This window comes from Blautia stercoris (genome assembly GCF_054657695.1).
In genome coordinates this window covers 94,786-116,249 of record NZ_BAAHYF010000002.1, presented here as the reverse complement: position 1 = coordinate 116,249, position 21,464 = coordinate 94,786, and the positions used below count along the sequence as shown (strand labels likewise).

At 38.7% G+C, this 21,464-nt stretch carries 19 protein-coding genes and 1 other annotated feature; of the genes, 3 read left to right on the top strand and 16 right to left on the bottom strand.

Going from position 1 to position 21,464, the window contains the following annotated elements; all coding sequences use genetic code 11:
- Positions 1-11 precede the first annotated feature (11 nt).
- The 11 genes from rplJ to ACYQ2D_RS10260 form a co-directional block, all read right to left on the bottom strand.
- A complete protein-coding gene (gene rplJ / locus ACYQ2D_RS10310) occupies positions 12-512 on the bottom strand; it encodes a 50S ribosomal protein L10 (RefSeq protein WP_117457569.1) in 501 nt (166 codons plus the stop codon).
- Between the two features lie 64 nt (positions 513-576).
- Positions 577-718, bottom strand: a sequence feature (ribosomal protein L10 leader region).
- Positions 719-831: 113 nt separating this feature from the next.
- Positions 832-1,527 (bottom strand): 50S ribosomal protein L1, encoded by a 696-nt coding sequence (gene rplA, locus ACYQ2D_RS10305; protein WP_022302585.1) that lies wholly within the window; start codon positions 1,525-1,527, stop codon positions 832-834.
- A gap of 60 nt (positions 1,528-1,587) precedes the next feature.
- On the bottom strand, positions 1,588-2,013 hold the full coding sequence (gene rplK / locus ACYQ2D_RS10300; protein WP_022302586.1) for a 50S ribosomal protein L11: 426 nt from the start codon (positions 2,011-2,013) through the stop codon (positions 1,588-1,590).
- Positions 2,014-2,091: 78 nt separating this feature from the next.
- Positions 2,092-2,607, bottom strand: coding sequence for a transcription termination/antitermination protein NusG (nusG, locus tag ACYQ2D_RS10295; protein ID WP_117457568.1), 516 nt, complete (start codon positions 2,605-2,607; stop codon positions 2,092-2,094).
- A 15-nt stretch (positions 2,608-2,622) separates the two neighbouring features.
- Positions 2,623-2,826 carry a preprotein translocase subunit SecE gene (gene secE, locus ACYQ2D_RS10290; RefSeq protein WP_022302588.1) on the bottom strand — a complete coding sequence of 68 codons (204 nt, stop codon included), beginning with the start codon at positions 2,824-2,826 and terminating at the stop codon, positions 2,623-2,625.
- Between the two features lie 20 nt (positions 2,827-2,846).
- Positions 2,847-3,011: a 50S ribosomal protein L33 gene (rpmG, locus tag ACYQ2D_RS10285; RefSeq protein WP_207726723.1), complete on the bottom strand. Its 165-nt coding sequence runs from the start codon at positions 3,009-3,011 to the stop codon at positions 2,847-2,849.
- Positions 3,012-3,197: 186 nt separating this feature from the next.
- On the bottom strand, positions 3,198-3,551 hold the full coding sequence (locus ACYQ2D_RS10280; protein ID WP_117457567.1) for an Hpt domain-containing protein: 354 nt from the start codon (positions 3,549-3,551) through the stop codon (positions 3,198-3,200).
- Between the two features lie 382 nt (positions 3,552-3,933).
- On the bottom strand, positions 3,934-4,986 hold the full coding sequence (locus ACYQ2D_RS10275; protein ID WP_117457566.1) for a sulfate/molybdate ABC transporter ATP-binding protein: 1,053 nt from the start codon (positions 4,984-4,986) through the stop codon (positions 3,934-3,936).
- Between the two features lies 1 nt (position 4,987).
- Positions 4,988-5,686 (bottom strand): molybdate ABC transporter permease subunit, encoded by a 699-nt coding sequence (gene modB / locus ACYQ2D_RS10270; protein WP_117457565.1) that lies wholly within the window; start codon positions 5,684-5,686, stop codon positions 4,988-4,990.
- A 207-nt stretch (positions 5,687-5,893) separates the two neighbouring features.
- Positions 5,894-6,787: a molybdate ABC transporter substrate-binding protein gene (modA, locus tag ACYQ2D_RS10265; protein WP_459785376.1), complete on the bottom strand. Its 894-nt coding sequence runs from the start codon at positions 6,785-6,787 to the stop codon at positions 5,894-5,896.
- A gap of 181 nt (positions 6,788-6,968) precedes the next feature.
- Positions 6,969-7,799, bottom strand: coding sequence for an AraC family transcriptional regulator (locus ACYQ2D_RS10260; protein WP_117457564.1), 831 nt, complete (start codon positions 7,797-7,799; stop codon positions 6,969-6,971).
- A gap of 189 nt (positions 7,800-7,988) precedes the next feature.
- Between ACYQ2D_RS10260 and ACYQ2D_RS10255 the strand changes: the two genes are divergently transcribed.
- Positions 7,989-8,150 carry a hypothetical protein gene (locus ACYQ2D_RS10255; protein WP_459785375.1) on the top strand — a complete coding sequence of 54 codons (162 nt, stop codon included), beginning with the start codon at positions 7,989-7,991 and terminating at the stop codon, positions 8,148-8,150.
- 163 nt (positions 8,151-8,313) lie between these two features.
- Here the strand turns inward: ACYQ2D_RS10255 and ACYQ2D_RS10250 are convergent, their stop codons facing one another.
- Positions 8,314-10,776, bottom strand: coding sequence for a glycogen/starch/alpha-glucan phosphorylase (locus tag ACYQ2D_RS10250; protein WP_022302597.1), 2,463 nt, complete (start codon positions 10,774-10,776; stop codon positions 8,314-8,316).
- 134 nt (positions 10,777-10,910) lie between these two features.
- Positions 10,911-14,108 carry an isoleucine--tRNA ligase gene (gene ileS / locus ACYQ2D_RS10245; RefSeq protein WP_117457562.1) on the bottom strand — a complete coding sequence of 1,066 codons (3,198 nt, stop codon included), beginning with the start codon at positions 14,106-14,108 and terminating at the stop codon, positions 10,911-10,913.
- A 681-nt stretch (positions 14,109-14,789) separates the two neighbouring features.
- On the opposite strand from ileS, the gene ACYQ2D_RS10240 reads away from it, so the two are divergent.
- Positions 14,790-16,481, top strand: coding sequence for an AAA family ATPase (locus tag ACYQ2D_RS10240; protein WP_117457561.1), 1,692 nt, complete (start codon positions 14,790-14,792; stop codon positions 16,479-16,481).
- Between the two features lie 67 nt (positions 16,482-16,548).
- Here the strand turns inward: ACYQ2D_RS10240 and ACYQ2D_RS10235 are convergent, their stop codons facing one another.
- Together ACYQ2D_RS10235 and ACYQ2D_RS10230 are read right to left on the bottom strand one after the other, a co-directional pair.
- Positions 16,549-16,887 (bottom strand): helix-turn-helix domain-containing protein, encoded by a 339-nt coding sequence (locus tag ACYQ2D_RS10235; protein ID WP_117457560.1) that lies wholly within the window; start codon positions 16,885-16,887, stop codon positions 16,549-16,551.
- Positions 16,888-17,321: 434 nt separating this feature from the next.
- A complete protein-coding gene (locus tag ACYQ2D_RS10230; RefSeq protein WP_117457599.1) occupies positions 17,322-18,665 on the bottom strand; it encodes an MATE family efflux transporter in 1,344 nt (447 codons plus the stop codon).
- A gap of 369 nt (positions 18,666-19,034) precedes the next feature.
- Here ACYQ2D_RS10230 and ACYQ2D_RS10225 point away from each other — a divergent pair, with 369 nt between their 5' ends.
- Positions 19,035-20,411, top strand: a complete 1,377-nt coding sequence (locus tag ACYQ2D_RS10225) for a D-alanyl-D-alanine carboxypeptidase family protein (protein WP_117457559.1) — start codon at positions 19,035-19,037, stop codon at positions 20,409-20,411.
- On the opposite strand, the gene ACYQ2D_RS10220 is transcribed toward ACYQ2D_RS10225, so the two are convergent.
- Positions 20,405-21,352 (bottom strand): 3'-5' exonuclease, encoded by a 948-nt coding sequence (locus tag ACYQ2D_RS10220; protein ID WP_117457558.1) that lies wholly within the window; start codon positions 21,350-21,352, stop codon positions 20,405-20,407. The two genes, ACYQ2D_RS10225 and ACYQ2D_RS10220, sit on opposite strands and share 7 nt — an antisense overlap.
- Between the last annotated feature and the right edge of the window lie 112 nt (positions 21,353-21,464).

The window sequence follows — 21,464 nt, the reverse complement described above, 5'->3', positions numbered from 1 at the left end:
TCTACCGCACATTATTCTGCTGCTGCGCCACCCTGCTGTTCAGCAATCTGGTTAAGCACACGAGCGAAGTTTGTAATCGGAGACTGGATACTTCCAAGCAATTTTCCAAGAAGTTCTTCTCTTGATGGTACTTTTGCAAGAGCTTCGATTCCAGCTTTATCATAGTAAGTGTCTTCAACAACACCTGCTACTAATTCCAGAGTCGGAACGTCTTTTGCATATTTAGCAAGAATTCTTGCCGGTGCAGTTGCGTCTTCTGCGCATACTGCTAATGCATTTGTTCCTTCTAAGTGCTGGCATAATTCTTCACAAGGAGTTCCTTTGAATGCAAAGTTCATCATTGTGTTTTTGTATACTTTATAAGTAACACCAGCTTCTCTTAATTCCTTACGCATCTTTGTATCCTGTTCAACAGTGATACCTTTGTAGCTAACTAATACTACGCTTGCTGCACCATTGATGCTGTTAGCGATTTCTTCTACGACAGGCTTTTTAAGTTCTACTTTTGCCATGAATTAGTGCACCTCCTTATTTTTTTAGGCTGCGCTGCTCCTTTACGAAAGGTACTTCAATATTAGTACTTACAAAAAGACCTCTCCGCACAAGACAGAGAGGTTTTATCAATCCTAAACTTTGTAAGAATGAATCTTTCCTCGGCAGGCGTTTTAACCTTATGCCTAACGGCACCTGCTGTCTTCGGCAGCTATTCCTCTAGCAGAATACCAAACCTATAGAGGTTTGTCAAGAACTTTTTTTATTTTTTTTATTTTACAACACAAAAAAGACGCCATATCTCTCTTGCTTAGATACGACGTCTTTTTCTAAAATCTATTACTGAGCTAATTTTACCGGGTTAACCTTAACACTTGGTCCCATTGTAGAAGCAAGTGTTACACTCTTCAGGTACTGACCTTTCAGTGTGCTTGGTTTAGCCTTTGCAATAGCTCCCATAAGAGTCTGGAAGTTGTCTGCTAACTGCTCCTCTGTGAAAGAAGCTTTTCCGATTGGCACGTGAATGATGTTTGTTTTATCAAGACGATATTCAATCTTACCAGCTTTGATTTCCTGAACAGCTTTTGTTACGTCCATTGTTACTGTACCAGCTTTTGGGTTTGGCATTAAGCCTTTTGGTCCAAGTACACGACCCAGACGACCAACAACACCCATCATATCCGGTGTAGCTACTACTACGTCGAAATCTAACCATCCTTCGTTCTGGATCTTCGGAATTAATTCTTCAGCTCCTACGAAGTCTGCTCCTGCTGCCTGTGCTTCATCAGCTTTTGCATTTTTAGCAAATACTAATACACGAACAGTTTTACCTGTTCCGTGAGGAAGTACAACTGCACCACGAATCTGCTGGTCAGCATGACGTCCGTCACATCCTGTTCTGATATGCGCTTCGATTGTTTCGTCAAATTTAGCTACCGCTGTTTTCTTAACTAAAGAGATAGCTTCTTCTGTTTCATATAAATTTGCGCGATCCACTGCTTTTGCAGCTTCTACATATTTCTTTCCGCGTTTCATATTAATAACCTCCTAGTGGTAATTGCGGGAATGTCCCTCCCACGTTCGTTTGATAGTTAATTACTCTTCTACAGTGATTCCCATACTTCTTGCAGTACCAGCGATCATGCTCATAGCTGCTTCAAGAGAACCTGCATTTAAGTCTGGCATTTTCATTTCTGCAATTTCCTGGATTTTTGCTTTGGAAATTGTAGCAACTTTTGTTTTGTTAGGAACGCCTGAACCAGATTTGATGTTACAAGCTTTCTTTAACAGAACTGCTGCCGGCGGAGTCTTTGTGATGAAGCTGAAGCTTCTGTCCGCATATACAGTAATAACAACAGGGATGATTAAGTCACCTTTATCTGCTGTTCTTGCATTAAATTCCTTTGTAAACTGTACAATGTTTACACCGTGCTGACCCAGAGCAGGACCAACCGGTGGTGCTGGTGTTGCCTTTCCAGCTGGAATCTGTAATTTAATATATCCTGTTACTTTCTTTGCCATTTTGGCACCTCCTAATAATGTGGTAATGTCGGGGATTTCCCTCCCACGGGCCTGTGACCTACGGCCCTTTTACTTTTGTTACAATTTCTTTACTTCCGCGAATCCGATTTCCAACGGTGTTTCGCGTCCCATCATCTCAACATTTATTGTTACCGTACGTTTTGCTTCGTTGATGCTCTGGATTACACTCTCTGTGTCTTTCCATGCACCACTTGTGATAACAACGCTGTCACCCACTTCAAAATCAATCTGAACTACTACGTTCTGAATTCCAAGACGTTCCATCTCAGCTTCTGAGAGAGCAACCGGCTTGGAACCCGGACCTACGAACCCTGTAACACCTCTGGTGTTTCTTACAACATACCATGTGTCGTCATTCATTACCATGTGAATTAAAACGTATCCAGGGAACATTTTTTTCTGGACAATTCTACGTTTGCCATCTTTGTTCTCTTCTACGTCCTCTAAGGGTACGCGAACTTCTAAAATTTGATTTTCCAGGTGTCGGTTCTCAATTGTCTTATCAATGTTGGCTTTTACCTTGTTTTCATACCCTGAATAGGTATGTACAACATACCAATTTGCTTCTGACATGCTTTCACCTTATCCTTACTTAATCAATAAATTCAATGCCTGCAGAGCTGCACTGTCAACTGCTGAAATAAGTACACCTATAATCGCAGTAATAACTACAACAGCAACGGTCTGTTTTACCAGTGTCTGCTGTTCCGGCCAGACTATCTTTTTAAATTCAGCCTGAAGTCCTTTGGTCCAGCTTTTCTTTGGAGCTTTTCCTTTTTTCTCTGCTTCCATAGCTTCACCTCACAGCCAGATTATTTTGTTTCTTTGTGCAAAGTATGAGCCTTACAGAACTTACAGTACTTTTTAGTTTCCATACGTTCCGGATGGTTCTTTTTCTCTTTTGTCATGTTGTAATTACGCTGTTTACATTCTGTGCATGCCAATGTGATTTTTACGCGCACGACTTCCACCTCCATGTGTCTTTTATCGCCGGCAGATTCACGTTTCTGCCTTTGCAACGTTTCCTTGTTTACCGCGACAAATCTTTTTTTATCCTTTGTTTTAGGCACAAAAAAAAGACCCACTTCCACTGTCGCTTTTCCAGTCTAACATAGATGCAGGTCTTTGTCAATTACTTTATTTTCTTTTAACACTCATATCGTTTATCGTTTTTTATATTCCGTAATTGTTTCACGGATTTTGTTGTAATCCTTACATACTTTCTCTACCTGTTCTGCATCTGGCATAACCTTTCTGGAACGCAAAGCCTCTGTCAATACAGAACTTGATTCTGCAAGATTGTCAAATCCCATGTTCTGTGCAACACCTTTTAAAGTATGCGCCGCACGAAATGCAGCTTCCAGATCTTCCTCCTCCAGCGCTTTTTTCAGATTTTCAAAACTTGGATCTTCTTCAAATTTAAATAAAAATTTTTCTACTAATTTTTCATTATACAGACGCCTTACGGTATCTTCATAATTACCGCCTAATGCATCATAACACTCTTTTAATGTCATTATTTTCCATTCTCCTTAAAGTCAAATTATTTTATTCTATCTTTTAATAATTTTTGCCACATACTTTTGTCCGTTACTAGTCAGCGTAAATTAAGTAGCTGCTATATTGACGCTGAATGATTTTCTTATATACAAGACGGAGGAATGAGGCGTAGCGGTGGCTACGACGATTGACGACAACGCAGTAGATTAAAAATCAGGCAAGTCAATATGGTGGTTACTTAAATATTCGGTGTACTAGTAACATAAAATACTTTATATTATTTGTCAAGTTTCTTTTCCCAGAAAAACAAGAAAAGGAAAAAAGAAATTTTCTTTTCTCGTTTCCCTTTTCTCATTTGTGATAACAATAAAAAAAACTGTCTTTTGTCAATCAGCTTTTTCACTCAAGAAGCATGAGAGACTTTTTCGGAAACACCATATAAGATGGTAATGGTTGTTCCGTTGTCTCTTTTAAATCCGGTTTTTCTTCGATATACCAAAGTCTCTTGCTCTTTGGATTTTCAGCATTTTTAAACAAATGCTGATTCTCAAACGGAGTCTCTGTATAACCGGCCGATACAATTTTCATGGAATTTATTTTTTCCGGCACGTCCGACGGTTTCATATAGTGTGCCCGAATCCCAATATATTTTATGGAATCTTTTACTTCTTCTTCCGTTTCAAATACAAAATCCCAGTCCCTGGCATACACACTGTGACTGCCTCTTTTTTCTGCCGCAGAAATATTTTTACAGCCGGTCAATCTCGCTGCTTCCATCTTTCTCGGATTTGCAAAAATATCGGTTGTCTTTCCTTTTAAGATACAGCTGCCTTTTTCAAGCAGTACCATATTGTCACAAAAACGATAGATTTCATCCCTTGAATGAGAAACCATCAGTACATCCTTTTGGTATTCTTCAATCAATTCCAGCATTTCAAGCTGAAGCGTATCTTTTAAAAATCCATCGAGCGCAGAAAATGGTTCATCCAACATAATTATTTCCGGCTGATGGAGCAACATTCTTGCAAGTGCAACCCTCTGCTGTTGTCCGCCGGACAGCTGGGAAGGATATCTTTTTTCCAAACCCGAAAGTTCAAAACGTTCAAGCTGCTCTTTTATCTTCGCCCGTTTTTCTTCTTTTTTGCCCTCCATTACAACCATCAGATTCTGTTCTACGGTCATAGTCGGAAATAAGGCATAATTTTGAAATAAATATCCGACATTTCTTTTCTGAACCGGAAGATTAATTTTCTTCTCGGAATCAAACAATACTCTTCCATTTAATACAATTCTTCCGCTGTCCGGTTTTTCAATTCCGGCAATACATTTTAAGGTCATGCTCTTTCCACAGCCCGACGCGCCGAGGATTCCCATGCATCCCTCTTTTGTTTCAAATTCCACATCCAATGTAAATCCGAAAAATTTTTTCTTTATCTTTGCCTGTAGTGCCATATCACATCCACCTGTTCACATTTTTCATATTTTTTCCTGATATCAGATTGATGAGTGCCACAATCAGGAACGATAAAATTACAATCACACAGACCCAAAATGCAGCGGTATCCCAGTTTCCTGCGGCGACCTCCGAAGCAATTGCCACGGATACCGTTCTGGTTTTTCCAAGAATATTTCCGGCAAGCATGGAAGTTGCCCCATATTCTCCAACTGCTCTTGCAAATGCAAGTACCGTACCGGATGCAAGTCCCGGAGCTGCCATCGGAACAACTACCTTCCAGAAAATTTTTCTCTCAGACATTCCAAGCGTTCTCCCCGCATAAATCACATTTACGTCAATCTGTTCAAATGCTGCTCTTGCATTTCGATACATAAGTGGAAATGCAATGACAAGTGCCGCAATCACACAGCCCGGCCAGGTCTGAACCAGCTTAATGTCAAACTGTGTGTATAAATACTTTCCAAATGGTCTCCGCAGACTGAAAATCAGTAACAGAAAGAAACCTGCTACCGTAGGAGGAAGTACCAGTGGAAGTGTCAATAATCCATCTACAACTGCTTTTGCGGTATTGTTTAATTTCATAATAAACCTTGCGGCTGCAATTCCTGCAAAAAACGCAAGCACAGTCGCAAGAATACCTGTTTTCAGAGAAATAAAAAGAGGACTCCAATCTATTGTCTCCAAAATTTCATTCATAGATCTTCACCCCCTTTTCAATTTTACTTTTATGTATTTTATTTTTTACTGTTCTGTATACTGTGTCAAGTGGATATTCGCAATCCGCTTCGCTACTTGCTCATAACCAAATAGCTGCTACGCAGCTTATCAGAAGGGGCTTGCCCCCTCCTGATACAAGCAAGTCCCCACCCCTGCTTATTGCTTTTCGCAATTGAAACAGGGAACTTACTTGATTTGGTTAAATCCTGCTGCTGTTAATAATTCCATTGGTGATGGGTCTGTTGCAACATATTCTTTAAATTCTTCTGCTGCTTTTACTTCTGCATCACTTGCTTCTTTATCTTCAATTAATCCAATCGGATAGATAGCCGGGTCAACCTGGTCTGCTGTTGCTTCCGCAATTACTTCAACTTTATCTGCCATAGAAGCTGCATCTGTTGCATATACAACACCAACTTCGTTGCTTCCTTCTGCTACCGCTGTAAGCACTGCTGTAACATTTGCACCTTCGTTGATTTCCATCGCCATTACATCATCAAGATTTCCGATATTTTCAAATAATTTTCTTGCATACTGTCCAACCGGAACATCTTCACCTGCAAGTGCAAGGCTGGAAGCCTCTGTAATATTATCAAATCCGGTAACTGCTGTTTCTTTTCCGGTTGGTTTGATTAATACGATTTTATTTTCCAGTAAATTTGTCACAGAACCATCGATTACATAACCTTCTTCAGTTAAAGCATCCATCTGCTTTGTAGCTGCCGAGAAGAAAATGTCGCACTGTGCGCCTTCTTCAATCTGAGTCTGAAGAGTTCCTGAACTATCTGCATTGTAGATAATGTTTACATTCGGATGCTCCGCCTCATAATTTGCTTTAATTTCTTCCATTGTGTTCTTTAAGCTGGCTGCGATAAACACATAAACATCTGTCTTTTCACCGGAAGCCTCTGTCTCATCTGCTGCATCAGCTTCTTCTTTGTCTGTCTCGTCCGCTGCTGCATCTTCTTTTGTGTCTTTTGCACTGCTGTCACCAGAATCACTGCTTCCTGAGCCACAGCCTGCAAACATGGTTGCACCAAGTGTCATAGACAGTAAAAGTGCCATCATTTTTCTCTTCATATTTATTTTCTTCCTTCATACATAATAACTATAATTTTTATGGTTATATTTTAGAAAACAATTCGGTTAATGTCAACTAATACCGGCAATAAATTACAGGTTTTCTCCATTTTTCTAATTGCTACCAGTATGCAGAACCTTTTTAAACATACTGAAATTCATTATAGTAACTATATAGTAACTATTTTCTTCGTGCCCTCAGTTCCCTTGGTTTACATCCATACGTTTCCTGAAACATCTTATTAAATAATTTATAATTGGTAAATCCATGTTTTTCAGTTATATCAAGGATATTTTCTTTGGTACTGCATAAATCATGATAAATGTGCATCAACCGGATTTGATTTAAATATTTTGAAAATGTAACACCCATATTTTCTTTAAAAAAACGGCTGAAATACTCACGACTCAGATAAAATCGTCCGGACACTTCTTCTAATGACAATCGTTCTGTATGATGTTCTTCAATATAATCGGTAATCTCAGAAAGCCTCTCCAGTCTTGTGTCATCTTCCCGTAACGTAATCGCAGTCTTTGGATAGGAAAAAGCGAATAACAGCTTTGACATAATCTGAAGCGCAATCGCCTGCCGTTCCAGCCGATAGCCAAGTGGCTGATTGACATAAAGAGGCGGCAATTTTTTTAACAGGTCGCAAATCTGAAAATAATCTTCCAGATTTGTTCTTAATAATTCACTTCTTCGGCAGCTGATTCTATACTTTTCCAGATTTGGTTCTATCTGAATCATCGCACTTCTTGAAAAATGAATCACTATCATCATGGAAGCCCTGGCGCACCTTGCTTCATGAATCTGATTGGAATCCACCACAATAAATTCTCCGGCAATCATCTTATATTCTTTTCCTTCGATTAAAATGGTACCGACTCCATTTAAAATATACATCAGTTCAATTGCTCCATGCCAGTGAGCCGGTGTGTATTCTCCCTGATTGGTATGATACTTGATATTAATACCATTTTTTTCCAATTCAAACAAAGGTTCATAAATCATATTAACTTCTCCAAATTTTGCACGCCATTGCGTGCTTTCTTTATTTCTGTCGACTTCCTTCCATTTTTGTATACAATGTCAATATTAACCGAATTAATAGCTAAAAACTCATCTAAACACTTCATATCTTTCATGCTATTATAACACTCGTAAAGAACAAAGAACAGTATAAAAAAGGAGATGTTAATTATGGCAAGTACTACAGCTACAGCTATGGTAAAAGCAAATAAAGAAGTTAAAAAAGTTACATTATGGGAACGTTTTAAAAACTATTTAATTGAAAACGTTGATATCATTGCACCAGGTATTATCATGATGAATGGCGGAACCTATTTTCCAAAACTGAAATAATAGGCTCCGCCTTTTTTTTATCCTTTAATCTGCCGTTATTTCTGCCTCCTGCGTACCATTTACATTCAAAGTTTTCCAAATTTAGAGCAGCAAAAAAGCCCTCTGACAAAACTTAAAGTTTTGCCAGAGGGCTTTCTAAAATAAATTTTAATTCGTTTTACAATTAGTCCTCAATTGTAACTTTGTCCAGATGCCAGATTTCATCCACGTACTGCTGAATGGTTCTGTCAGAGGAGAATTTACCGGAGCATGCTGTATTTAAGAGTGCTTTCTTAGCCCAACCTGCTTCATCTCTGTAAGCTTCTTCTACTCTTCTTTGTGCGTCTGCATAAGATTTGAAGTCAGCTAAAATAAAGTAAGTATCTGCACGGTCACTGCAGTTTGTATTTAATAAGGAATCATAGATTTCACGGAACATTTCAAAGTCGCCGTTTGAATAAGTACCGTTAATCAACTGCATTAATACATTTCTGATGTCCGGGTCATTATTAAAGTACTGCATTGGGTCATATCCGCCATTATTTTCGTAGTTGATAACTTCATCAGAAGACAGACCGAAGATAAATGCATTTTCTTCGCCTACTTCTTCTACGATTTCAACATTTGCACCATCCATTGTACCAACGGTAAGTGCACCGTTTAACATGAACTTCATGTTACCGGTTCCGGATGCTTCTTTACTTGCTGTAGAAATCTGTTCGGAAACATCAGCTGCAGCAAAGATGATTTCAGCGTTGGATACACGATAGTTTTCAATAAATACAACTTTTAATTTTCCGTTGATGGAAGCGTCGTTGTTGATCACGTCTGCAACTGAGTTAATCAGTTTGATTGTCAGTTTTGCACGTCTGTAACCAGCGGCTGCTTTGGCACCGAAGATAAAGGTTCTCGGATAAAAATCTCTTTCCGGATGTTCTTTAATCTGATTGTACAGATACATAACATGCAGAATGTTCATTAACTGACGTTTGTATTCGTGAAGTCGTTTTACCTGAACATCAAAGATGGAGTTCGGGTCTACTTCAATTCCGTTATGTTCTAAGATATATTTTGCAAGACGCACTTTATTCTGGTATTTAATGTTCATAAATTCCTGCTGTGCTTTCTTGTCATCGGCATAAACTTTTAATTTAGCAAGCTGTGGCAGGTCTGTAATCCATTTGTCTCCGATGTGGTCTGTAATCCACTCTGTCAGAAGCGGGTTTGCATGAACCATGAAACGTCTCTGAGTAATACCGTTTGTCTTGTTATTGAATTTTTCCGGATACATTTCGTAGAAATCTTTTAATTCCTGTTTTTTCAGGATTTCGGTATGCAGTCTTGCAACACCGTTTACAGAATAACCACCTGCGATTGCAAGATGTGCCATCTTAACCTGTCCATCATAAATAATAGCCATTTTGCGGACTTTTTCCTGATTTCCAGGATATTTCTGATTGATTTCCTCGATGAATCTGCGGTTGATTTCTTCGATAATCTGGTAAACTCTAGGAAGCAGTTTGGAGAACAGCTCGATTGGCCATTTTTCCAGAGCTTCTGCCATGATTGTATGGTTTGTGTAAGCACAGGTATGTGTTGTGATATCCCATGCATCATCCCATTCGAGTTTTTCTTCATCCAGAAGGATACGCATTAATTCAGCAACTGTCATTGTCGGATGAGTATCATTTAACTGGAAGGTTACTTTCTTCGGCAGGTCATGAATGTCACTGTGTTTTTTCTTGAATTTTGCGATTGCTGCCTGAATACTTGCAGAAATAAAGAAATACTGCTGTTTTAAACGAAGCTCTTTACCTGCATAGTGATTATCATTCGGATAGAGTACGTCACAAATATTCTTTGCAAGGTTTTCTGCTTCTACCGCTTTTCTGTAATCACCTTTATCAAATAAGTCTAACTGGAATTCATTCATTGCTTCTGCATCCCAGATACGAAGAGTGTTTACAATTTTGTTGTTGTAACCAACGATTGGCATATCATAAGGTACGGCACGTACTGACTGATAACCTTCCTGAATGAAGTTGTTTCTGCCTGTAGCCGGGTCGTATTCTACACGAACATATCCGCCGAATTTTACTTCTTTTGCATATTCCGGACGACGAAGTTCAAATGGATAGCCATCTTTCAGCCAGTTATCCGGAACTTCTACCTGATATCCGTTTTCGATTTTCTGTTTGAACAGACCATAGTGGTAACGGATACCACATCCATAAGCACAGTATCCAAGTGTTGCAAGGGAGTCTAAGAAGCAGGCTGCAAGTCGTCCAAGACCACCATTACCAAGTGCCGGATCCGGCTCCTGGTCTTCAATTGTATTTAAATCCAGTCCTAACTCATCAAGTGCTTCTTTTACTTCTTTGTATGCACACAGGTTGATTAAGTTATTACCAAGTGCACGTCCCATTAAGAACTCCATGGAAAGATAGTACACAATCTTCGGATCATCTTTTTCATACTGTTTCTGTGTCAAAAGCCAGTTATCAATAACTACGTCTTTTACCGCCAGAGAAACTGCCTGGAAAATCTGCTCCTGACTTGCCTCATCCAAGGTCTTTCTATAAAGCATCTTTACATTCTCTTTTACACTTTTCTTGAATTCTTCTTTTCTGAAATGTGAATCTAACATACTTTTCCTCCTCTGATTTTTTCTGTGTTTTTTCATCTTTTTCTTCTCAAACATCCCAAAACACAAAATTATATTAATTATGGGAGTCCCCTTCTTCAAGAGACTCCCATAGTAATATACTGCATGCGGCAGAATTATTCGGAAATTTTTTCTACTCCTAATGTTACTTTTTCAGAGTTGATTTTCCACTCTTTGACATATCCGGCTGTTTCTGTGTAAACAACATCTTCTGCTAATACCTCGGATTTGATATCTGCTTCGTGAGCACGGAAAATCCCCTCAATTACATCATTACCGCTTAAGGAAATTTTAATCTTATCCATAACTTCAAATCCGGCTTCTTTACGCATTGTCTGTACTTTACTAATGATTTCTCTTACATATCCCTCTTCAATTAACTCCGGAGTCAGATTTGTGTCAAGTACTACTGTGATGTCATTGTCTGATTCTGAAACGTACCCCTCCATCTGAGCAGTATCAATAAGTAAATCACTCTCTAATAATACAATCTCTTCACCAGCAATGTCAAGTTTCAGCTCACCGGTTGCCTTAAGTTCATCCATTGCTTTATTTCCATCTAATTCAGCCAGTGCTGTTTTGATTGCATTTAAGTGTTTTCCATATTTCGGACCTACTGTTCTAAGCTGTGGCTTAAAGCTGTAGGAAGTAAATTCTCTTACGTCATCGGTAAATGCCATCTCTTTTACATTTAACTCATCTTTGATGATATCAGTGTAGAAATCAGACAGAGTAAAGGATGCCTTTACAAACATTTTTCCAATTGGCTGACGGTTTTTGATATTTGCTGTATTTCTGCAGGCACGTCCCATAACCACAATTTCCAGAAGGTCTTCCATGTTTTCTTCGAGTTCTTTGTCAATCCATGCTTCATTTACAGCAGGGAAATCACAAAGATGGATACTTTCCGGAGCTGTTTTATCAATGCTTCTTACCAGATTCTGATAAATATCTTCTGTCATAAACGGAATCATCGGTGCAGCTGCCTTTGCAACTGTTACCAGTGCGGTGTACAGAGTCATATAGGCATTGATTTTATCCTGTTCCATTCCTTTTGCCCAGAAACGTTCACGGCTTCTGCGGACATACCAGTTACTCATATCATCTACAAATTCCTGAAGTGCACGTGCTGTTTCCGGAATTTTGTAATTTGCCAGATTGTTGTCTACCGTCTGAACTAAAGTATTTAACTTAGACAGTAACCATTTGTCCATGACAGCGAGTTTGTCATACTCTAATGTATATTTTGTTGCGTCAAATTCATCAATGTTTGCATACAGTACAAAGAATGCATAGGTATTCCATAAAGTACCCATGAATTTACGCTGTCCTTCCTGTACGGCTTTTCCGTGGAAACGGTTTGGCAGCCATGGAGCACTGTTTACATAGAAATACCAGCGGATTGCATCTGCACCGTAAGTTTCGAGTGCGTCAAACGGATCAACTGCATTTCCTTTGGATTTACTCATCTTCTGACCATTTTCATCCTGTACGTGACCAAGAACGATAACATTCTGATATGGTGCTTTATTAAATAATAACGTAGATTCTGCAAGCAGAGAGTAGAACCATCCTCTTGTCTGGTCAACTGCCTCAGAAATAAACTGTGCCGGGAACTGCTTTTCAAATACTTCTTTATTTTCAAATGGATAGTGATGCTGTGCAAATGGCATTGCTCCTGAATCAAACCAGCAGTCAATTACTTCCGGTACACGATGCATGGTCTTTCCGCATTTCGGGCAAGGCATTGTGATTTCATCAATATATGGACGATGAAGTTCTACTGTTTTGGCTTTTTCGTCACCACTGAGTTTGCAGAGTTCTTCACGGCTTCCGACAGACTGCATACATCCACATTCACATTCCCAGATATTTAATGGAGTTCCCCAATAACGGTTTCTTGAAATACCCCAGTCCTGTACGTTTTCCAGCCAGTCACCGAAACGACCTTTTCCGATGCTTTCCGGAATCCAGTTGATGGTATTGTTATTGCGGATTAAGTCCTCTTTTACTGCTGTCATCTTGATAAACCAGGATTCTCTTGCATAGTAGATAAGAGGAGTATCGCATCTCCAGCAGTGCGGATAATCATGCTCGAATTTCGGAGCATCGAATAATAAACCTTTTGCATCCAGGTCTTTTAATACTTCAGGGTCTGCACTCTTGACATTCGGGTCTTTTTCCATTTCTGCTTTAGAAGGTTTTGCTCTCATTCCTGCAAATGGAGTTTCTGCTGTCATGCATCCCTTTTCATCTACGAATTTAACCAGCGGAAGGTCATATTCACGACCCACACGGGCATCGTCTTCACCAAATGCCGGTGCGATATGAACGATACCGGTACCATCGGACATGGTTACATAATCATCACAGATTACATAATGTGCTTTCTTATGCTGTTTTTCTGCTTCTTTTGCTGCACATTCATACAATGCAACATAAGATTTTCCTTCCAGATCTGTTCCTTTATAAGTTTCCAGTACTTCGTAGGCCGGTTTGTCTTCTTCCGCTAATTTTCCAAGAACTTTATCAAGCAGAGCTTCTGCCATATAATAAACATAACCGTCAACTGATTTTACTTTACAGTAAGTATCCGATGGATTTACACAAAGTGCAACGTTTGAAGGCAGAGTCCATGGGGTTGTGGTCCATGCAAGGAAGTAAGCATCTTCACCTACTACTTTAAAACGAACCACTGCGGAACGTTCTTTTACTGTTTTATAACCCTGTGCAACTTCCTGAGAAGAAAGTGGTGTTCCACAACGAGGGCAGTAAGGTACAATCTTAAATCCTTTGTAAAGCAGGTTTTTATTCCAGATTTCTTTTAATGCCCACCACTCGGATTCGATGTAATTGTCGTCATAAGTAACATATGGATTTTCCATATCAGCCCAGAAACCTACGGTAGAGGAGAAATCTTCCCACATTCCTTTGTATTTCCATACACTTTCCTTACACTGCTGGATAAACGGCTCCATACCATAAGCTTCAATCTGCTCTTTTCCATCCAGACCCAGTTTCTTTTCTACTTCCAGTTCTACAGGAAGTCCGTGGGTATCCCATCCAGCCTTTCTTGGAACCATATAGCCCTTCATTGTACGATATCTCGGAATCATATCCTTGATAACACGTGTTAACACGTGACCGATATGTGGTTTTCCGTTTGCAGTCGGAGGACCATCATAGAACGTATAGGTTTCTCCCTGCTTTCTCTGCTCCATACTTTTTTTGAAGATATTATTATCTGCCCAGAATTTTTCCGTATTTTTTTCTCTTTCTACGAAATTCATATTCGTATCGACTTTCTGATACATCGTGTTACTCCTTTCTTTTTTTAAAAAGAATCTCTCTTGCGAGATTCTCCGCCTGCGGCGGGTCGCTTTTGCGACATGTTTCCATACCGACGCAGTGCGAACCTCGCGGAGTGTTTTTATCATATAGAAACGAGGTTTTCTATATGATAAAAAAAACTCTCGCCCTGCAACAGGACGAGAGTAAATCACTATCGTTTCATACCACCTCTTACACATACCAACATACGCGTTCCTTTTAACGGAGGAAAACCGGCATCCCTTACTTTTTATCTCAATCGAAAATTTCAGGCAGCAACTCCGGAGTGATTTTCTTTTGTTCTTACTCGCATCGGGCTTCCACCGTCCCCGACTCGCTGTTGCTTTCAACAACAAACTACTGTCTCCATCACCGTTTTTATCTTGCTTTATTATAAATAGGGAAAGAGGGAAATGTCAAGGGGGAATTCACAGTATTAACCGTTTCATGCAAGATGGCAAAATCAGAACTTGTTGCAGATATAGTATAAATCCCATTCGATTCTATAATCTGCTTCACCAATTCTCTATATCGCCAAGGCTTTCCCTTGTAAAATAAATTACTTCATGATAGGCTATATATACACATGAATATACACGTAAATTCACTTATCATTTTATATAGATACCGGTGCAGAAAATAAAACAGGAAAGGAAAGATAGAACATGCAGAAAATACCACTTCCAACAGGAATTGATGATTTTAAAAAGCTTCGCAGTAATAATAATTATTATATAGATAAAACTATTTTAATTGAACAGGTCGTAGAAACCCGAAGTGAAGTTACTTTATTCACACGTCCACGTCGTTTTGGAAAATCATTAAATATGAGTATGCTTCAAAATTTCTTTGAAATCGGAACAGACCCTTCCTTATTTAATAACCTGTATATTTCAAAAAATACAAACCTGTGTGAAAAATATCTTGGAAAATATCCTGTCATTTTTATCAGTTTAAAAGGAATTGATGCAGATTCCTACGAAAAAGCCCGTGCACAGCTGATAAGAACGTTAAACCGTGAAGCAAGAAAATTCCAATTTCTTTTAGAAAGTGACAAGTTAACAACCATTGATAAAAAATTGTTTTTGGAACTTTTAGACCGAAACATGGAAGAAGATGCGATTACCAGCAGCCTTCAGGAATTAACGGAATTATTGGAAATTCATTATAGCCAGAAAGTTATAGTACTGATTGATGAATATGATGTGCCCTTAGCAAAGGCGCATGAAAATGGTTACTATGACAAAATGGTTCTTCTGATTCGGAATCTATTTGGAAATGCTCTAAAGACAAACACCAGTCTTGCATTTGCTGTCTTAACTGGATGCCTTAGAATTGCAAAAGAAAGTATTTTTACCGGTCTCAATAACTTTAAAGTCTATTCCATTACCAATGTTCAGTTTGATGAGACTTTTGGCTTTACTGACGCAGAAGTAAAAGAAATGCTTCATTACTATGAACTCGACGATAAATACGAAGAAGTACGAGAATGGTACGATGGATATCACTTTGGAAAAGCAGATATCTACTGTCCATGGGATGTGGTAAATTACTGCAATGACCATTTGAATAATCCAGATGCAGAACCGGAAAATTACTGGATGAATACGAGCGGAAACAGTATTATCAATCACTTTATCGACAGCATAAATGAACCGGATATGCTTACGAAAACAGAATTAGAAAGACTTGTAAATGGAAAACTGGTGCGTAAACGAGTCGATAAAATGATTACTTATAATGAATTGTATTCCACAATGGATAATCTTTGGAGCACCCTTTTTATGACCGGATATCTCACACAGCAGGGGAAAGAAAGTGACGGACGCTACTGTCTGGCAATCCCAAACAGAGAAATCCGAAATATTATTACTGAACGGATTCTTACACTGTTTCGGAATGAGGTGAAAAACGATGGCAAAATGGCGGAAAAATTCTGTCAGGCATTGATAAATCAACAGCCGGAAAAAGTCGAAGAACTGTTAAACGCTTATTTACAAAAAACAATCAGTATCCGAGATACTTTCGTACAAAAAGCATTTAAAGAAAACTTCTATCATGGTATCTTACTTGGAATTTTAAGCTATAAAAACAATTGGGATGTCTCATCCAATCGAGAATCTGGAAATGGATTCAGTGACATTTTGATTGAAACCGATGATCCAGAAGTCGGAATTGTAATAGAAGTCAAATATACCGATGACAATGGCTCACCGGAAAGTGACTGCAAAAATGCCTTAAAACAGATTGAAACGAAAAATTACGCACAGGCGCTGGAACAGGATGGAATTCGGAAAATTTTGAAATATGGAATTGCGTTTCAGATGAAGAAATGCTGCGTTAAAACTCAAGGTTGAATCATATCTGAAAACCAGTCAAACCATTAGGTACGGGGAATTTAACATATTCTCCGTACCTGATGCATTATACTAAAGCACAATATGAATTCCATTTGGTTCTATAATCTGCTAACTGATTTGCAATACGCTCCTGCTTTTTTGATGGTTCTCCTGCATAAAAAGCGATTTTATTGAAAGTAAAATGATTGATTTCAGGAATTGAGATAGAATCTTTTAAGAAAAACTCTACATCTTTTCCCAATGCCTGTGCTATTTTTTCCATATCTGTACCACTTTCATCCTGCACTCCGGTTAACAAGCGAGATAATTTATTCTTATCAATCCCTGTCAGCATACTAAGACAGTTCTGCTTAATTTTCATCTCCGACAGATATTTGTTTAAATTATTTATAAATTTTGTCATGTTATTCTATCCTCTTTAGTGTTGTGACGGTTTACACTTTATAATATATCATACACCTTTCTTCTTATTTATCGATATTTTTCTTATTTATCGATATTTTTCCTATTTTTTGAGATTTTAAATTGTTTTTTTGCTTTAATTTGATTTTTATTTTTTATTAATCTATTATATTTTCTTATTTTTTGAGTGTTTCAACGAATGGAAATAAAATAGAAGCTTCCAATTCTACTTCTATGTAAATTGAAGCTATTAAATTTAATAGCGACTTATAAATTTGATAGTAACTTTAAAAATAATCACCTCCAGGCTATAATGAAGCAAAATGATAGCTTAAAGGTGATTTTATATGGCGAGATATAAGAAAAAATTAGAGAACGTCCTCCCCCAACCGCTAAGCCGGTTGAGGGAGAACAAGCGAATATTCCGTATCGTGGTTACGATTTTTCGAATCCGTACATCCATTTTCCTCGTAAGAACAGATACAGAAAGATCACGGAACTGATACTCCAGGTTAATGGGTATGCCCAGAAAATCACTCGTATATCTGGGAGAATACGAACTGCCACAGTAATGTAGCTTACGCGAAACAGACACCAGTCACATAACATAACGATCATTGGAACGGAGGCATTGCCTGAGCCACGAAGTACTGCTGCGATACAATGAGAAAATGCCAGCAAACAATAAAATAATGCAATAATTCTAGCCTGCATGACTCCATAATGCACAACATCAGGATCTCTGTTAAAGGCTGTGATCAGTATCGGTGCTGCCGCATATATGATAATACCTATCAATTCTGCAATCGCAATCGAACAAAGTACACCAAATTTTGCTCCCTTTTTCGCCCGGTCATACTGTTTTGCACCCAGATTTTGACTGACAAAGGTTGTCAGAGCCATCGTAAAACAGGTTACCGGCAAAAAGGCGAATCCCTCTATCTTAGAATATGAGCCACATCCTGCCATTGCCATTTTTCCAAATGCATTTATATTTGACTGTACAAAAACATTTGCGATCGCAATCACTGAATTCTGAAAACCGGATGGTACACCATTCTGGATGATCTGCTTTAGCATAAAACTGTCAAAGCGAATCTCTCGCAATTCCAGACGGTATTCCTCTTCCACTCGCAGCAGATGAACCATACAGAGCAGTGCACTGACAAACTGTGAAATTGCAGTCGCAAGTGCTGCTGATCCGACACCCATACCAAGACCTGCGATAAAGAAAATATCCAGAACGACATTGACACAGGAAGAAATAATCAGATATATCAGTGGATGACGTCCATCACCGACTGACTGCAGAACTCCAACAAAGATATTGTACATGACAACACCTATAGAGCCTGCAAAATATGTACGGAAATACACAATAGATTCTGGGAGCACATCTGCAGGAGTTCCCATCAATACCAGGATCTTTGGTGCCAGAAACATCCCCAGAACGGTCAGCAAAGCACCGGACACAAGCCCGAATGCAACCGTTGTGTGGATTGCCTTTTGCAGAAAGTCACTTTTTTTAGCTCCATAATATCGTGCAATAACAACACCTGCACCCATGGCAATGCCGTTAATAAAACCTACCATTAGAAAAATCAGATTTCCGGATGAACTGACCGCCGCCAACGCATTACTTCCAAGAAAATTTCCTACAATCAGGGAATCAGCAGTATTGTACAATTGCTGAAACAGATTTCCCAGAAACAATGGAATTGCAAAAAAAATGATCTTTTGGGAGATACTTCCCTCTGTCATTCTCAGACTCTTTTTCATAGCCAAAATTACCCTTCCCCTTCCTGCGTTCTTTGCGTGAATAGAGATAAAGGACTGCTCTTTATGGCAGTTATCTCTCTATAATTAGTGAACTACTCAGCTACAAATAACCGAGCTTCTTGCTTAAAAATTAATTGGCTTTCTGTCGGTTAATAAATGATAGAAAAAACCAGTCTAATCATATCACTTACCCTTTATGTTTTCAAATAAAATCCTTAATTTTTCTCATCTAATCTCATTTTTTTTCATTTTCTTAATGAATCCTTAGTTGAGATATCGCCATAAATGGACTATACTATTAAAATGTGAGTGTCAAAGTTAATTTTGCCACTTACCAATGTACATTTTTTTATAAGGGGTTTTTATTTTATGAATCATTTAAAACATCGGGTAATCTCTGCTGTCTGTTCGATTACCCTTTTATCCGGCACTTTTTCACTTCCGGTTTTTGCCGCCGACGCAAACTCTTCCGAAAACACGGAAGCAATTTCTCAGACTTCTGAAACTGCTGCACCGACTGATACTACAACTGCCCAATCTTCTGATCCAGCTTCTACAGATACTACATCTGGCACACCGCCGACTGACCCAAATGCTCCGCCTGAAAGTTACAACTGGGAAGTTCAATCCGATTCCTGGGCTTCCTGGCCAAAAGGTCCGCAAGTCGCTGCCGAAACTGCCATTTTAATGGACGTCGATTCAGGCGAAATTTTATATGCAAAGGGAATTGATGAAAAGCGCTATCCTGCAAGTACCACAAAGATTATGACTGCATGGCTTGCGATTGAAAACAGCAATTTATCCGACCAAATCACGTTTTCCACAGATGCCGTCTACAGTATTGAACCCGGAAGCACCCACATTGGAATCAAACCGGGTGAAATTCTTACAATGGAGCAAAGCCTTTATGCGGTTCTGCTTGCTTCCGCAAATGAAGTCTCCAATGGCGTAGCCGAATATGTCGGCGGTGGAAGTATCTCTGCTTTTGTCGATAAAATGAATGAACGTGCTGCGTCCCTTGGCTGTAACAACACACATTTTATGAATCCAAGCGGTCTGCACGATGACAATCATTATACAACCGCACGTGACCTGGCTACAATTGCCCGTTCCGCTTTCCAAAACAAAATTTTCCGAAAAATCATTGGAACAGAATATTATATAGAACCAAAAACAAATCTCACTGATGAAGAACGCTGGCTTAATAATCATAATAAAATGCTGCTCTCCGGTGAAAAACATTATGATGGCTGTCTTGGCGGAAAAACCGGCTACACCACAACCGCCGGAAATACTTTAGTCACCTTTGCCGAGCGTGACAACATGCGTCTGGTCTGCGTTGTCCTTGCCGACACCCTGCGTTTTCAGTACAGTGATACGGCTTCGCTGTTTGATTATGGATTTGGGAATTTTCATAAAGAAGTGATAACAGAAAATCAGCCGGAAACTACTGTTCAATTACTGCCTGCGGATGCGTTTTCGCTGAAAATGACAACTCCCGAATTTCTCTCCTGCGTGGAAAACGGCAACTGCGTAACCCTGCCAAATGATGTGTCTTTAGATTCGGTTACTTATGAAACACGCGTGGAAGGCGATTCCGTATTTACTGACTGTCTCTTTAACAATCAGATATTAATGACGAAACAGGTAAAGATTTTACCATCAAAATCAATTCAAAAATCATTTAAAGCGATGAATCAAAAAAAGACATCAAAATCAAAAAAGGCGAAAAAAAGACATCACTGATGTCTTTTTTCACGCCTTTTTTCCCGAAGCAGATTTCGTTTTTCCCGAATCTCAACTGCTTCTTCTTCATTAATTTTCTTTACTGTTTTTACTACATAATAATTGCCTTCATCGGTTTTCTTCAACCGGATTTTCCCTTTTAAATAACCGTGTTCCGGACAGTATGCCAGGCAGACATGGGATTTGGTATTCATAGAAAACCAGCGTATTTTCTTCTTTGCTGTATTATTACAAACAATGCATTTTGTACTTACGACTTCCCTGTCTTTCATTGCGTCTTCTTTTGTTGGAAATTCTCTTGAAATATATTTTGAATAATTCTCAAACATGACATGAATTTCTTCTTTTTTGGATTTTGGATTCTGATAAGTATCAATCGAGTAATTTTTCTCAACCACCTCAATCGGCAATTTTGCAAACACCTCCGCCGTATACCAGGCATCATGAAGTGCACGGTGAAAACTCTCTGTCTTTTCTATTTTAAGAAAATCAATTGCATATTCCAGGGAACGGCAGTTTTTTTTACCCTCACAGGCAATCCCAAAGATTTTCTGAAGGTCATAATAACGAACCGGTCCTTCTAAGAAATGCAGCATGGTATAGTATTTCAAATTTCGCTGAAGTTCAATCAAATCAGTTGGTCCCCAGGTACAAAATACAACGTCCTCTCCACACCATCTCAAAAAACGCCTTACTGATTTTGAAAAAGAAAGCCCGCTCTCTAAGGTATTTTTATCAATGTTTAAAATTTCTTTTGTTCGATAATGAAGTCTGTGATAGACAGCCGGTTTTACAATCTGCTGGAATTTATCAATTACTTCTCGATTTTCATCTAATTTTACCGCTCCAAATTCAATAATTTCAAACGGCAATCTTTTATTTTCACGGTCTTTTCCATAAGGACACTGGTTCCACTCTAAGTCAAATACAATATAATTCATTTCTTTCTTCTCACTAACTAACTATTTACTCTGCTGCTGTAATATTACCATGATGACCTCTTATTCGCAACTGAAAATCATAGTACAGAAAAAAAAGCAATACATACTTTTA

Bases quoted from the DNA above. Each gene is read 5' to 3' on its own strand.
- ACYQ2D_RS10230 (WP_117457599.1), bottom strand. From the start codon at position 18,665: ATGAAAAAGAGTCTGAGAATGACAGAGGGAAGTATCTCCCAAAAGATC.
- ACYQ2D_RS10225 (WP_117457559.1), top strand. From the start codon at position 19,035: ATGAATCATTTAAAACATCGGGTAATCTCTGCTGTCTGTTCGATTACC.
- nusG (WP_117457568.1), bottom strand. From the start codon at position 2,607: ATGTCAGAAGCAAATTGGTATGTTGTACATACCTATTCAGGGTATGAA.
- rpmG (WP_207726723.1), bottom strand. From the start codon at position 3,011: ATGGAGGTGGAAGTCGTGCGCGTAAAAATCACATTGGCATGCACAGAA.
- ileS (WP_117457562.1), bottom strand. From the start codon at position 14,108: ATGTATCAGAAAGTCGATACGAATATGAATTTCGTAGAAAGAGAAAAA.
- ACYQ2D_RS10255 (WP_459785375.1), top strand. From the start codon at position 7,989: ATGGCAAGTACTACAGCTACAGCTATGGTAAAAGCAAATAAAGAAGTT.
- rplA (WP_022302585.1), bottom strand. From the start codon at position 1,527: ATGAAACGCGGAAAGAAATATGTAGAAGCTGCAAAAGCAGTGGATCGC.
- ACYQ2D_RS10260 (WP_117457564.1), bottom strand. From the start codon at position 7,799: ATGATTTATGAACCTTTGTTTGAATTGGAAAAAAATGGTATTAATATC.
- rplK (WP_022302586.1), bottom strand. From the start codon at position 2,013: ATGGCAAAGAAAGTAACAGGATATATTAAATTACAGATTCCAGCTGGA.
- ACYQ2D_RS10275 (WP_117457566.1), bottom strand. From the start codon at position 4,986: ATGGCACTACAGGCAAAGATAAAGAAAAAATTTTTCGGATTTACATTG.
- ACYQ2D_RS10235 (WP_117457560.1), bottom strand. From the start codon at position 16,887: ATGACAAAATTTATAAATAATTTAAACAAATATCTGTCGGAGATGAAA.
- rplJ (WP_117457569.1), bottom strand. From the start codon at position 512: ATGGCAAAAGTAGAACTTAAAAAGCCTGTCGTAGAAGAAATCGCTAAC.
- modA (WP_459785376.1), bottom strand. From the start codon at position 6,787: ATGAAGAGAAAAATGATGGCACTTTTACTGTCTATGACACTTGGTGCA.
- modB (WP_117457565.1), bottom strand. From the start codon at position 5,686: ATGAATGAAATTTTGGAGACAATAGATTGGAGTCCTCTTTTTATTTCT.
- ACYQ2D_RS10250 (WP_022302597.1), bottom strand. From the start codon at position 10,776: ATGTTAGATTCACATTTCAGAAAAGAAGAATTCAAGAAAAGTGTAAAA.
- ACYQ2D_RS10240 (WP_117457561.1), top strand. From the start codon at position 14,790: ATGCAGAAAATACCACTTCCAACAGGAATTGATGATTTTAAAAAGCTT.
- secE (WP_022302588.1), bottom strand. From the start codon at position 2,826: ATGGAAGCAGAGAAAAAAGGAAAAGCTCCAAAGAAAAGCTGGACCAAA.
- ACYQ2D_RS10280 (WP_117457567.1), bottom strand. From the start codon at position 3,551: ATGACATTAAAAGAGTGTTATGATGCATTAGGCGGTAATTATGAAGAT.
- ACYQ2D_RS10220 (WP_117457558.1), bottom strand. From the start codon at position 21,352: ATGAATTATATTGTATTTGACTTAGAGTGGAACCAGTGTCCTTATGGA.